Annotated in this window: 12 protein-coding genes; 11 read left to right on the forward strand and 1 reads right to left on the reverse strand. The window is 57.7% G+C overall.

Translation table 11 applies throughout. From position 1 onward, the window contains the following. The first annotated feature begins 186 nt into the window (after positions 1-186). From fbp to NC979_RS22395, 8 genes are all read left to right on the forward strand, one after another. Positions 187-1,242 carry a class 1 fructose-bisphosphatase gene (fbp, locus tag NC979_RS22360; RefSeq protein WP_190516211.1) on the forward strand — a complete coding sequence of 352 codons (1,056 nt, stop codon included), beginning with the start codon at positions 187-189 and terminating at the stop codon, positions 1,240-1,242. Positions 1,243-1,582: 340 nt separating this feature from the next. Then, positions 1,583-3,112, forward strand: a complete 1,530-nt coding sequence (gene zwf, locus NC979_RS22365) for a glucose-6-phosphate dehydrogenase (protein ID WP_190516213.1) — start codon at positions 1,583-1,585, stop codon at positions 3,110-3,112. A 71-nt stretch (positions 3,113-3,183) separates the two neighbouring features. Next, complete coding sequence (opcA, locus tag NC979_RS22370) at positions 3,184-4,512, forward strand: glucose-6-phosphate dehydrogenase assembly protein OpcA (RefSeq protein WP_190516215.1); 1,329 nt, start codon at positions 3,184-3,186, stop codon at positions 4,510-4,512. A gap of 85 nt (positions 4,513-4,597) precedes the next feature. Further along, on the forward strand, positions 4,598-5,284 hold the full coding sequence (gene pdeM / locus NC979_RS22375; protein ID WP_190516218.1) for a ligase-associated DNA damage response endonuclease PdeM: 687 nt from the start codon (positions 4,598-4,600) through the stop codon (positions 5,282-5,284). Positions 5,285-5,410: 126 nt separating this feature from the next. Then, a complete protein-coding gene (locus tag NC979_RS22380) occupies positions 5,411-6,190 on the forward strand; it encodes an SH3 domain-containing protein (protein ID WP_242023894.1) in 780 nt (259 codons plus the stop codon). 246 nt (positions 6,191-6,436) lie between these two features. Next, positions 6,437-7,585, forward strand: a complete 1,149-nt coding sequence (locus NC979_RS22385; RefSeq protein WP_190516220.1) for a glycosyltransferase family 4 protein — start codon at positions 6,437-6,439, stop codon at positions 7,583-7,585. 100 nt (positions 7,586-7,685) lie between these two features. Then, a complete protein-coding gene (wbaP, locus tag NC979_RS22390; protein ID WP_242023895.1) occupies positions 7,686-9,062 on the forward strand; it encodes an undecaprenyl-phosphate galactose phosphotransferase WbaP in 1,377 nt (458 codons plus the stop codon). Then, positions 9,049-10,341 (forward strand): O-antigen ligase family protein, encoded by a 1,293-nt coding sequence (locus tag NC979_RS22395; protein WP_190516225.1) that lies wholly within the window; start codon positions 9,049-9,051, stop codon positions 10,339-10,341. The genes wbaP and NC979_RS22395 overlap by 14 nt, the downstream gene beginning before the upstream one ends. Here the strand turns inward: NC979_RS22395 and petL are convergent. Beyond that, the gene (gene petL / locus NC979_RS22400) at positions 10,298-10,393 is read right to left on the reverse strand and encodes a cytochrome b6-f complex subunit PetL (RefSeq protein ID WP_073607686.1); all 96 of its coding nucleotides are present in this window, start codon (positions 10,391-10,393) and stop codon (positions 10,298-10,300) included. The genes NC979_RS22395 and petL overlap by 44 nt on opposite strands. A gap of 186 nt (positions 10,394-10,579) precedes the next feature. Here petL and aroB point away from each other — a divergent pair, with 186 nt between their 5' ends. From aroB to NC979_RS22415, 3 genes are all read left to right on the forward strand, one after another. Beyond that, positions 10,580-11,683: a 3-dehydroquinate synthase gene (gene aroB, locus NC979_RS22405; protein WP_190516227.1), complete on the forward strand. Its 1,104-nt coding sequence runs from the start codon at positions 10,580-10,582 to the stop codon at positions 11,681-11,683. A gap of 100 nt (positions 11,684-11,783) precedes the next feature. Then, complete coding sequence (gene hisB, locus NC979_RS22410) at positions 11,784-12,425, forward strand: imidazoleglycerol-phosphate dehydratase HisB (protein ID WP_190516230.1); 642 nt, start codon at positions 11,784-11,786, stop codon at positions 12,423-12,425. Positions 12,426-12,546: 121 nt separating this feature from the next. Further along, positions 12,547-13,290 (forward strand): LmeA family phospholipid-binding protein, encoded by a 744-nt coding sequence (locus NC979_RS22415; RefSeq protein WP_190516232.1) that lies wholly within the window; start codon positions 12,547-12,549, stop codon positions 13,288-13,290. Positions 13,291-13,304 lie beyond the last annotated feature (14 nt).

Below are 13,304 nucleotides of genomic sequence, written 5' to 3' on the forward strand. Positions count from 1 at the left end.
TGAAATAGTCCTGGGTCTGAGGCCAATCTTGGTGCTCAGCGTTGTCTCATTTCTAAAGTGTCTCTAAAGGTTGGCCATCGATCGCAGTCTGCCTTCTTACCATGGAGAAAGCCTGTAGACACAACACTAGGGGATTGTCGCCCTCGCTAGACGCCACAGCCCTATCCCACCGAAAGGAATCCTACGATGGCCGACTACCAACCCGCCGACTCCGCCTTTGCCCTCGATCGCGATTGCACCACCCTCTCTCGCCATGTGCTTGAGCAGCTCCACAGCTTTGGCCCCGAGGCCCAAGACCTCAGCGCCCTAATGAACCGCATTGCCTTGGCCGGTAAGATTATTGCCCGCCACCTGAGCCGCGCCGGGCTGATGGCGACGGCCCTGGGCTTTACGGGCGACACCAACATTCAGGGCGAAGCCGTTAAGAAGATGGATATCTACGCCAACGACGTGTTTATCTCGGTCTTCAAGCAGAGTGGTCTGGTTTGCCGCCTCGCTTCCGAAGAGATGGAGCAGCCCTACTACATTCCCGAAAACTGCCCGATTGGCCGCTATACCCTGCTCTATGACCCCATCGACGGGTCGTCCAACGTCGACATCAACCTCAATGTGGGCTCTATTTTTTCGATTCGCCGCCAGCAGGGCGACGACCTCGACCACAGCGGCTCCGATTTGCTGCAAGACGGTCGCCAACAGCTGGCAGCCGGCTATATTCTCTACGGCCCCAGCACCGTGCTGGTGTATTCCATTGGCCATGGGGTGCATGCCTTTGTGCTCGACCCCAGCCTGGGCGAATTTATCTTGGCCACTGAAAACATTCAGGTGCCAGCCCACGGCCCCACCTACAGCGTCAACGAGGGCAACTTTTGGCAGTGGGAAGAGGCCATTCGCGACTTTACCCGCTACGTGCACCGTCATGACGGCTACTCCGCCCGCTACACCGGGGCCCTGGTGGCCGACTTCCACCGCATTTTGACCCAGGGGGGCGTGTTCCTCTACCCTGGCACCACCAAAAAGCCCGAGGGCAAGCTGCGGCTGCTCTACGAGACGGCTCCCCTAGCCTTTTTGATTGAGCAAGCCGGTGGCCGGGCCAGCACTGGTACCACAGACATTATGGGGGTGGTACCCGGTGAAATTCACCAGCGCACGCCCTTTGTGGTGGGCAGCCGCGACGACGTGGCCTTGGTGGAGTCCTTCATTCAAGACCACAGCCGCCGCCAAAGCACCCTGCTGGCCAATTAAATCTGGAGCAGGGGACGGCTCACCTAGGCATTGGCGTTCGTGAAGCGTTCCGAAGGAAACCCTCTCTGGATGAGAATCGCCCCAGCCCGTTAAACCCCATTTAAACTGGTTAGGTAAAGCTAAACCGGTAGCCTGGGCTACGGCCTAAACCGCAGATTGGTTTTATTTAATACCTTTCCCTAGGGGTTAGTTAAGACCGTCTATAGTCTCACTAGATTTGTAAAATCTGCTGTCAATATAGATTTCGATTTCTGTTATTTGTAGGTGGCTGCCGCGATTGCCAATTCAGCCATTATCAGCCTTGTCAGTGCGTCGTTACTAACGTTTACTCCCCACGCTTATGGTGTCCTTACTTGAAAATCCCCTGCGCAGTGGTCTCCAACAAGACCGGATTCCTGAGCCGCAGATTTTGGTCATCTTTGGGGCCTCGGGCGACCTCACCCAGCGCAAAATTGTGCCCGCCATCTATCAGATGCGGCGCGAGCGGCGGCTGCCCCCCGAGCTGACGATCGTAGGTGTCGCCCGCCGCGAGTGGAGCCACGAATTCTTTCGCGAGCACCTGCGCGAAGGGGTCGAAGAATTTGGCAACGGCCTCGGCTTTGAGACCATTTGGAATGACTTTGCCCGGGGGCTGTTTTACTGCCCCGGCGACATTGACGACCCTGAGTTTTACCAGTCTCTCAAAAAATTCTTGGCGGAGCTCGACCAGCAGCGGGGCACCCAGGGCAATCGGGTGTTCTACCTCTCGGTGGCGCCACGCTTTTTTGGCGAAGCGACCGAGCAACTGGGCGCAGCGGGCATGCTCGAAGACCCCGATAAGCAGCGACTAATTATCGAAAAGCCCTTTGGCAAAGACCTTTCCTCGGCGCGGGTGCTCAACCGGGTGGTGCAGAGCGTGTGCAACGAGCGTCAGATCTACCGCATTGACCACTACTTGGGCAAAGAAACCGTTCAAAACCTGATGGTGTTTCGCTTTGCCAACGCCATCTTTGAACCGCTGTGGAACCGGCAGTTTGTCGACCACGTGCAGATTACCGTGGCCGAAACCGTGGGCCTAGAGGGCCGGGCGGGCTACTACGAAACCGCCGGGGCGCTGCGCGACATGGTGCAAAACCACCTGATGCAGCTGTTTTGCCTCACCGCCATGGAGCCTCCCAACTCCCTCGACGCCGACAGCATCCGCAACGAGAAGACCAAGGTGCTTCAGGCTACCCGCCTCAGCGACATTGATGACATCAGCCAGGCGGCTGTGCGCGGCCAGTATTCAGGCGGCTGGATGAAGGGCCAAGCGGTGCCGGGCTACCGCGAAGAGGAGGGCGCCAGCCCCCAATCGACGGTGCAGACCTTTAGCGCTATTAAGCTAGAGATCGACAACTGGCGCTGGAAAGGGGTGCCTTTCTACATGCGCACCGGCAAGCGCATGCCTAAGAAGGTCAGCGAAATTTCCATCCACTTTAAGGAAGTGCCCCACCTAATGTTTCAGTCGGCCGCCCAGCAGATGAACCACAACGTGCTGGCTCTGCGGATTCAGCCTGACGAGGGCATCTCCATGCGGTTTGAGGTGAAAACCCCCGGTAACTCCCTGCGGACGCGATCGGTGGATATGGATTTCCGCTACGATGCCGCTTTTGGCCAAGCCAATACCGACGCCTACGCGCGCCTGATCGTTGACTGCATGCTAGCCGACCAAACTCTGTTCACCCGCGGCGACGAGGTCGAGGCCTCGTGGCGGCTGCTGACCCCCCTGCTCGAAGCCTGGGATGCCCCCGCTGATCCGAAAGCAATCCCGATGTATGAGGCGGGCACCTGGGGACCGGTTGAGGCCGAGTTTTTGCTGAACAAAGACGGGCGGCGCTGGCGACGGCTGTAGACGGCGATCGCCCCTAGCTGAGCCTAATTTCTCCAAGTCTTGTACATCACTGCCCCCTTATTCACCGCACTATGACTACCACTCCTGTCGTTGCCCTTCAAAAGCCTAAAGACATTTCCCTCGACGAGATCGAGTCAGAGCTGCACAAGATCTGGCACCAGCAAGATACTGGGGCTGCTACCCCGATGGCCACCCGGGCCACCACCTTCACTATGGTGATCTATGAGCCTGAAGAGGTGCAGCAGATCTTGGCGGCCCTGGGGCATTACACGGGCTATATCGACGGTAACCACGGCCCCCAAACCCGTGATGCTATTCGTCATGCCCAGATCGCCTACGACCTGCGGGTGACCGGCCGCGTTGACCCCCCCACCCTGGCTCGAGTGCGCCAAGAATACGCCCAGCTTTCGGCGGCCCAAAAGCTTTACCCCAACCTTGATCAGCGGGGGTTTAGCCTCAGCGAGTCGATTTCGGCCCACAACCCCTGCCGCATCATTAGCCTCTGCCCCACCTTTGGGGAAGATACGGGGGTAACGGCTCAGGTGTCGGTATATTGCCCAGTACAAAAGAAAAGCACGGGCAACCTGATTTGCTGCGAGTACATCAACCTGCGGGGTACCAAGGCTGCCCTAGAGCGGGTGAGCGATCTGGTGGCGTCGCTGACCCTGCCAGAGCTGCCTAAGTTTGTCTGGTGGAAGGCCACTCCCAGCCCAGAGCAGTTAATTTTTCAGAACCTAGCTCGGGAAAGCAACTGCATTATTGTTGACTCCAGCTACTTTAGCGATGCCGAGGCCGAGCTGCACAAGATGCAGGAGCTGATTGAGTCGGGCACCTACATTGCCGATCTCAACTGGCACCGGCTGGCCCCCTGGCAAGAGTTGACCGCCGCTGCCTTTGATCCCCCCGAGCGGCGTGAATCGCTGCTTGATGTAGACCGCATCAGCATCGACTATGAGCAGGGCAACGCGGCGCAGGCGCTGCTCTACCTGGGCTGGTTTGCCAGCCGTCTGGGCTGGCATCCCATCGGCTATGTCGAAGAAGGTGGCATCTACAACATCAAAAAGATTCACTTTAAAGGGCCTAACGACCTGGCCATTGAGGCTGAGCTGGCGGGCATTCCGGTAGCCGACTTGGGAGAAGTCATTGGCGACCTCACCGGGCTGCGGCTGTTATCCACCGATAAGAATGCCAACTGCTGCACTATTTTGTGTTCTGAGACCTCGGGCTGTATGCGCATGGAGGCCGGTGGCGGTGCCCAAGCTTGTCAGGTGGAGCAGGTGACCGCCCTGTCTGACCAAAAGGCTGACTTTATGCTGGGCCAGCAGCTTCAGCGCTGGGGAGAGGACGTACTCTACGAGGAAAGCTTGGCGATGGTGGCGAAGATCATGCATCTGCTTTAGGCCTCCGATACAGGTTTCTGAGCCATTTTTGGCCCACGCTAGTCGAAAGGACAGAGACTCTGTAAATCCTCTACAGTGGCAAGCAGTGTCTATTCTGTTGTTGATGCCACCCCAAGCTGCTGTAGAAACGCTTACCGTCGGTCAAACCCAGCTGCTGCTCCTGCCGGAGCGGGCGGTTTATGTCGAGACGCTGGGGGCGCTGCTGGTGTCAGATGTGCATTTGGGCAAGGCAGAAACGTTTCAGCATTACGGGCTGCCCGTGCCTAGCCAGGTCAACCATGGCACCCTTGGGCGACTTGAGGCCCTGTGCGCTCAGCACAGGCCCGGCTCACTGTGGATTTTGGGCGACCTCTTCCACGGGCGTGTGGGCATGGACGATGAGGTGATTGATGCCTGGCTGAAGTTTTTGCACCGCACCCAGGTGAGTGCCCATCTCATTCTCGGCAACCACGATCGCCCCTTGGAAGACACCCTGACCCAGCTCTCAGTGGAATGCTTTGTGGAAGCAGTGGAGGTCGGGGGCGTCCTGTTTAGCCACGAGCCCGATCTGGACCCAAACCGGCTGAATATCTGCGGGCACATTCACCCCTGTTTTCGCTTAAGCATGGGGTGCGATCGCCTGCGCTTACCTTGCTTTCATTGGCAGGCCCGGCAGAACCGGCTGACACTGCCCTCCTTTGGCGAGTTTACCGGCGGCTATGACATTGCTCTGGCGGCGGGGGAGATGGCCTACGTGGTAGCGGAGGGGGCGGTAGTGGGTTTTGGTAGGTGATAGGAGTAGGGGGTTAGGGAGTTAGGGGTAAGGATTGTTGCAGAATCGGAACTCTCACAGCTAAACGTCAACCGCTCTGGGGGCAGGCGCTATGCTATATCTCTGGATTTCCTGGAGGGAGTGGTTATGGCCTGGGGCAAGCGGTGGATGACGTGGGGACTCTGCGGCGTGCTGAGTTTGACGGTGGCTGGCTGTTGGTGGCGCGATAATGATGCGGCGGTCGAGGTGCTTCCCATTGATGAGGAGCCGTCGGTGGTGAGCGACCCTGCCGCTTCGACCCCGAGCACTACCCCCGCCCCCCGTCCTACGCCCAACCCGCCGGAACCTGGGGTGGGTGGAATAGGGACAGCGATGAACCCACCCCAGGCAGCGCAGCTGATCGCGGATCAGCCTGAGGCGCAGATCAATCTGCGATCGCAGCCTTCCGCCGACTCCACGGCCAAGGGCTACGGCCTGGTGGGCGATCCGGTAGAACTGCTGCGATCGACTGAGGGCAGCGACGGCACCTGGTACTTCGTCAAATTTGACAAGTCTGGGGCCGAGGGCTGGATTCGCGGCGATTTTATCAACACTGCCGGACGAGCTACTCCTCTATCCCAGCAGGCTGACGAGAGCAACACCTGCGAGGGCGTGATGGAAGGTATGGCCTTTACTGCCTTTTACGACGCCAGCGGCTTTCACTTAGTGCGCTTCGTCAACCTAGAAACTAAAAACACCTTCGATGCTACCCTTAGCCGTCAGGGCAGCAGCAACGACGGACAGCCCCTATACCAGGGCAGCGCCAGTCCGCCAGCGGGCGGCAGTTATCCTGTGGCGCTGACCGATTTCTCGGGGGGCAACCCCCGCAGCGGTTCTCAGGTGAGTCTAAATTACACAGGGATTGAAGGGAGCGCGACCTGTGAGTAGGGCGTGGGGGTTGGGGAAGTAACTGGGATAAAACCATTACTCCATCACTTCTTACCCATCACTCCTCACCGCGATTTAATTGAATAAACCCATCCCAGGGAGAAGTGCGCTGATAAGATTGGAGCGCAGAGCTGCCACCCAACTCACCCTGGAGCCATGGGACTGTTAGTGCATTGGCAATGGCTGATAGATCGCTGCGATCGCCCCCAAGCAACCTTCCGACTGCTTCCCTTACCCCCAGGTTAAATGACTTCTGAATCTTTACCTGCCGCCGTTGCGATCGTGCACGAGTGGCTCGTCAGTCGGGCAGGGTCAGAAAAAGTCGTCGAGCAAATGCTGGCGGTGTGCCCTCGGGCGGATGTCTTTAGCTTGGTGCAGTTCTTAGAACCCGAGGCGGTGTCTCTAATTCCACCAGGGACTCGGGTTGAGACCTCCTTTCTGCAAAAACTGCCCGGGGCGCGACGGCACTTTCGTCAATATTTGCCGCTGATGCCCCTGGCGGTGGAGCAGTTTGACCTCTCAGACTATGACCTGGTGCTTTCCAGTAACCACGCTGTGGCCAAAGGAGTGCTCACTCGCCCCCACCAACTCCACGTCAGCTACGTACACACCCCCATTCGCTACGCGTGGGATTTACAGCACCAGTACCTCCAGCAGGCGGGGCTCACCCGAGGTGCCAAAAGCGCCCTCACTCGCCTGATTTTGCACTACCTGCGCCTGTGGGACCTCGCCGCCGCCCACCGAGTAGATTGCTTTGTGGCCAACTCTCGCTACGTGGCCCGCCGCATTTGGAAAACCTATCGCCGCCCCGCCACGGTGATCTACCCGCCGGTGGCGGTCGATCGCTTCTGCTGGCAGCAGCCCCGCGACGATTTCTATCTCACGGTGTCGCGCTGTGTACCTTACAAACGGGTCGATCTCACCGTGGAGGCTTTTAACCGCCTTGGGCTACCGCTGGTAGTAATTGGCGACGGGCCGGCTTTGGCGGAGCTGCAGCGATCGGCCAAACCCAATATCACCTTTTTGCGGAATTCTGTGGACGCGGTGGTGTCAGATCATATGGCGCGTTGTCGAGGGTTTATTTTTCCAGCGGAAGAAGACTTTGGCATCACTGTAGTCGAAGCCCAAGCGGCGGGGGCACCGGTAATTGCCTACGGCCAGGGCGGCTGTGTCGAAACCGTACAGCCGGGGAAAACTGGACTACTGTTTAGCCAGCAAACCGTAGATCATTTGGTGCAGGCCGTGCAGCATTTTGCTCAGCACGGAGTCGAGTTTGGGGCTGAAGCCATTCGCCATCATGCCGAAACTTTTTCCGAGTCAAGATTTCGCCAGGAATTAACCACATATTTGGCACATAAATGGCTGAAATTTGAGCAGGGCAATGAATTAGAGTAGTGTCGGTGTTTTAGGAGTGTTGGGGAAATTTATGTTTCCTCTCGAGCGCACGGTTCATCCAGTAATGCTGTCCTTGAGGATGTCAACCCGCTCCTTGCCGATGGTTGCCCTCCTCAGTCTGTCTGATTTACTAGCTCTGGCCCTAGCTGGCTGCGCTGGGGTTTATTTGCGACTGGCTTTCGATGGGCAGTATTCGCCCAGTCTTTACGGGCAGCTATGGCCAATTTTGGGCGTGTTTCTGCTGGCCTACGCTGTGGCTGGGCTCTACCCAGCAGTAGGCCTGAGCCCCGTCGACGAGCTGCGGCGTATTTGTCTGTCCACCACCTTTACTTATCTAGTGCTGGGGGCGGGGCTCTTTTTAACCCGTGAAGGCGAGACTTACTCGCGCGGAGTGTTTTTGCTGGCTTGGCTGCTGGCGTTGCTGACGGTGCTGACCGGGCGTCTGCTGGTAAAGCATTTATTTGCTCGTTACCCCTGGTGGGGGTATCAAGTTCTGATCTTGGGTGGTGGGCGTACCGGCGAGCTGGTAATTCAAACCCTGAAGAATCAGCCCGCTTTTGGCCTGAAACCCGTAGCCGTACTGGATGACAGTCGGGTGCATGAGGGCAGTTTGTGTGGGGTTCCCATTGTCGGGCCGCTGTCGGCCGCACCGCATTTGGCCCTCCGTCACGATATCCACTACGCCATTGTGGCGATGCCTGGAATGCAGCGAGAAAAGCTGCTGCGGGTGCTGGAGCTGTATGGCCGCACTTTCCCTCACCTATTGATGATTCCTGACCTATTTGGGGTCGCTAGCCTGTGGGTCAGTTCTAAAGACCTGGGCGGTATTTTGGGTCTAGAAATTCGGCAGCAGCTGCTGCTACCGGGGCCTCGCCTGCTCAAAACCCTTCTAGATTTGGTGCTGACCCTGGTGGTAGGGCTCTGCCTGCTGCCGATACTGGTGGTGATTGCGGTTTTAGTCAAGCTCGATTCGCCGGGGCCGGTGTTTTATGGTCAGCCCCGGCTGGGGCAAAACAATACAACTTTTGTTGCCTGGAAATTTCGCTCCATGGTGCCCAATGCTGGGCTGGTATTGGAACGCTACCTGACCGAAAACCCGCTTCTGCAGGAGCAGTGGGAGCGCGACCATAAGCTGCGCTACGACCCACGCATTACCCGCGTGGGTCGTTTTCTGCGCCGCACTAGCTTAGATGAGCTGCCCCAGCTGTGGAATGTGCTGCGAGGAGAGATGAGCCTAGTAGGGCCACGACCTATTGTTAAAGAAGAGATCGTTCGCTACGCCGACAAGTACAGCCTCTACACTAAAGTGCTGCCGGGCCTGACGGGGCTGTGGCAGGTGTCAGGGCGCAACAATGTGTCCTACGACGAGCGGGTCAACCTGGATGCCTACTACGTGAGAAACTGGTCGGTCTGGCTAGACATCTATATTTTGCTGAGAACAGTGTGGGTAGTTGTAATTGGCGATGGAGCCTACTAGGGTGAAAGGGTTTGGGTTTGGTAGCCCAGCCTCGGAGCGGTTGGTTTTGGCCAGTTTGGTGGCGTTGCCCTACATCGTCTATGGGGCGATCGCGGGGTTAGTCTGGTTTTTGCTGGTGAGCCTGTACCAGGGCTGGCGAGCGATTGGGCGATTGCTTTACACCCAGGGCTGGCTGTGGCTGGCTCTAGGGCTTGGGGTCAGCGTGGCGCTCTCTCAAGCCCCTGGAGAGTCGGCCCTGCAGGCGCTTAATTTTGTACCATTCTTCGTGCTCTACGGGGCGATCGCCATCGCCGTGCCCCAGTTTCGACAGCCCTGGGCAACCCTGCACAACTGGGCCGTGGCGCTGCTGGTGGCGACTATACCCGTTAACCTGACGGCGATCGCTGAGTTTTACCTGCGATCGCCCGCCGGTCTGGCTCGCTGGGGTAGCCACTCTGGCCTGACCTGGCTCTACCAGCAAACCGACTACGGCCAGCGCGCCAGCGCGATGTTTGGCCACCCCAACGCCCTGGCCAACTATATGGTGATTGTGTTTGGTCTGGGGCTAGGGCTCTGTGCTTACTACCTCAATCGCCCTGAGCTAAAAGCTAAAAGCGTTTGGATTTGCGCTGCCACCGCCTTAGTGCTAGTGGGCATTTACTGCTCGGGCTCTCGCAATGGGTTGCTGATCGCAGGCATTCAGCTGCTGCTGTTTGGCGGTTTGCTGCGGCCCTACCGCTATATTTTTTGGGCAGGGCTAGGGGCGATCGCGCTACTCACCGCCAGCGCCTTGATCTGGGGCGTAGGGGGACGCAGCCTGCCTGAGGCCTTTGCCACCGTTTCGCTCCGCTTTAGCGTCTGGCGCTTAGCCCTCGACATGATCCCACACCACCCCTGGTTTGGCACAGGTCTAGGCACCTTTAAGCAGCTCTATGACCCGGCCGACTTTCCGGTGGCCGGTGACTTTTTACCTCACGCCCACAACCTGTGGCTAATGCTCGCTGCCGAGGCCGGCATTCCAGTCGCTTTGGGGTTTACGGGAATAGTGGGATGGGTCTTGGGGCGTAGCACTTTTACTCTGGTTGCGGTTCCACTATCCCCCGATGCCATGGCCCTTTTGGCGGGCTACCTTACCGGTTTTGGCGGCACTGCTGCGTTTGCCATCTTTGACTTGGCCTTTTACGATGGCCGCATCAATATTTTGGGATGGCTACTGTTGGGCTGCGTTCAGGCCATGGCGTACCTAACGTTGAGCGCTAAATCAGCTTCACCAGCCGGAGACCAAGGTACAGCCCAATAGCCGTACCCACCATGACCGACAAAAACAGCACATAGGCGACTACACCACCCATAACTTCTCTCTCCACAACGGTTACGACTCTATATTGAACCACGGCAGGGGGAGCGTGGGGCAGTGGGGGAGTAGGGGAGTGAGGGAGTAATTGAGACAATCCATTACCCCGTCACTCCGTCGCTCCATCACCCCGTAACCCCTAGGCGCTAAAGTTTTAAAGCACCTCCTTCCTCTGACTATCCCTATGAAATCCGTCATCCCCGTCCCCCTGCCAAGTCAGCCCTACGATGTGGTGGTGGCCGCTGGGGGTATGGACCATTTGGGTACCTGGCTGGGGGGCGGGGATTCGCCACTGGTGAAGCCGGGGCAAAAGCTCCTGCTAGTGTCGAATCCGGCGATTTTTAAGCGGTACGGCGATCGCGCCCTCGCCTCCCTCACCCAGGCGGGCTACGCGGTCGAAACCTGTCTGCTGCCCGCTGGGGAACGCTATAAAACCCCTAGCTCTCTACAAAAAATCTACGACGCGGCCCTTGACTTTCACCTAGAGCGTAAGTCGGCAATGGTCGCCCTGGGGGGCGGTGTGGTGGGCGATATGACGGGTTTTGCCGCCGCCACCTGGCTGCGGGGGGTGAACGTGGTGCAGGTGCCCACCTCGCTGCTGGCCATGGTAGACGCCTCCATTGGTGGCAAAACCGGCGTTAACCATCCCCGAGGCAAGAACTTGATTGGGGCGTTTCATCAGCCGCGCCTGGTGCTGATTGACCCTACGGTGCTGAAAACCCTGCCCGTACGAGAATTTCGGGCAGGCATGGCGGAGGTAATCAAGTACGGCGTGATTTGGGATCGAGACCTATTTGAAACGCTGGAGGCCGCCCCTCGCCTCGATCAGTACCGCTATTTGGGGGATGAGCTGCTGCACACCATTCTGACGCGATCGTGCCAGGCCAAGGCTGATGTAGTCTCCCAAGACGAAAAAGAGGCGGGGCTGCGGGCAATTCTCAACTATGGACACACCATTGGCCATGCGGTGGAGAGCTTGATGAACTATCGCGGGGTCAATCACGGAGAGGCGGTAGCGATCGGCATGGTGGCGGTCGGTAAGATCGCCACCGCCCTCGACTACTGGACCACCGCTGAGGAAACGCGACAGCTGAAACTGATTGAAGAAACGGGGCTACCCACCCAGATTCCGGCCCAGCTGGCCTCCGAAGACATTCTCTCGCTGCTGCAGGGCGACAAGAAAGTGAAGGATGGCCAGGTTCGCTTTGTCATGCCAAACGGCTTAGGTGCGGCTAAGGTGACAGGTGACATTACCCGCAAGCAAATTTTGGCAGCTCTAGAAAGCTAGTAGTGCCGAGGCACATGGCCATTGTCTGTCCTCGACAGTTAGAGCCTGTTGGTAGATACAGACTTCGGTAAAATGAGACATTATCTGTCACCAACCTGCAATGCAAACCCAAGACCGTCCAATCTCTGTTCCTGCTTCTGGTCTGGCTTACCCCAGCCGAAGCGCTAGCGTGAGCCGCACCACCGGGGAAACCGATGTGCAGGTGAGCCTCAATTTGGACGGCACCGGGCAGTGTGAGGCGAAGACAGGCATTCCCTTTCTCGACCATATGCTGCACCAGATTTCGTCCCACGGGCTGATTGATCTAGAGGTGCGGGCCACAGGCGATATTGAGATCGACGACCACCACACCAATGAGGATGTGGGCATTACCTTAGGGATGGCGCTGCACCAGGCCCTGGGCGATCGCAAGGGCATCACCCGCTTTGGCCACTTTGTCGCGCCGCTCGACGAATCGCTGGTGCAGGTAGCGCTGGATTTCTCGGGTCGGCCTCACCTCAGCTATGGGCTGGAAATTCCGACCCAGCGGGTGGGCACTTATGACACTCAGCTGGTACGCGAGTTTTTTGTGGCGGTGGTCAACCATAGCCAAATGACCCTGCACATTCGCCAGCTTGACGGCATCAACTCGCACCATATTATTGAGGCCACATTCAAGGCCTTTGCGCGGGCCATGCGCATGGCTACCGAGGTAGACCCCCGCCGAGCGCACCTGATTCCCAGTTCTAAAGGGGTGATTTAGGCAAATTATTTATCCTCCCTAAGCAGACTATTGCCAGCCATAAGACCCGCATCTTGGTAGAGCGTAAACATTTAAGAAGCCGTCTAGACTATGCCTTCAACCCTATGAAAGGACAAGTACGATGGCTAAAGGCAATTCAGATTTGGGTGAGCAGGCCCTGAGCAAAGCATTCGAGGTAGGGCTGTCTACCCAACTTGATGCCGCAGACGACCTAGATGCCGAGATACGCACCAACCCGATCGCACTGATGCAGGGAGAGCTAGAGTCGGCCAATATTGAAGGGCGCGGTCTAGTGATCAAAAACGAGCTGCGGACCGAGCAGCTTTCGGTCAAAACCGATGGTATCTCCATTGACCCCCTCAAGGCGGCTTTTGGCAATATTGAGCTAACTCGCCCCACCAATGCCAGCGCTGCGGTTGAGCTGACAGAGGTCGATATTGAGCGGGCCTGCAATTCTGACTATATTCAGCAAAAACTGAAGTCTTTGGATGTCACCTTAGATGGTCGTCCGGTGCGGCTTAGCGCTGAGCAGATTGACTTTTCTCTGCCGGGGAATGGTCAGGTGGCGATCGCTGCTAGCGTCGTGCTAGATGAAACCGGCGAGCGGCAGCAGGTGGCCTTTCGCGCTACCCCAGCCATGGGGCCTCAGGGGCACGAGGTGGTGCTGAACGATGTTCAAATTGAGCCAGAAAACACCTCAGAACCTCTGACTCAGAGCCTGCTGGCGGCCGCCAAAGACTTGCTCGACCTGCACAATTTTACCCTCAGCGGCATGACGCTCCAGCTGCAAAGCTTGGACGTTCAGCAAGGGAAGATCGCCCTACAGATGCAGGCCTATATAGAGAAATTCCCTGGGGGAAAATAGCATAGGCGATTTTG

It is taken from the genome of Leptolyngbya subtilissima AS-A7 (genome assembly GCF_039962255.1).
Lineage (GTDB): Bacteria > Cyanobacteriota > Cyanobacteriia > Phormidesmidales > Phormidesmidaceae > Nodosilinea.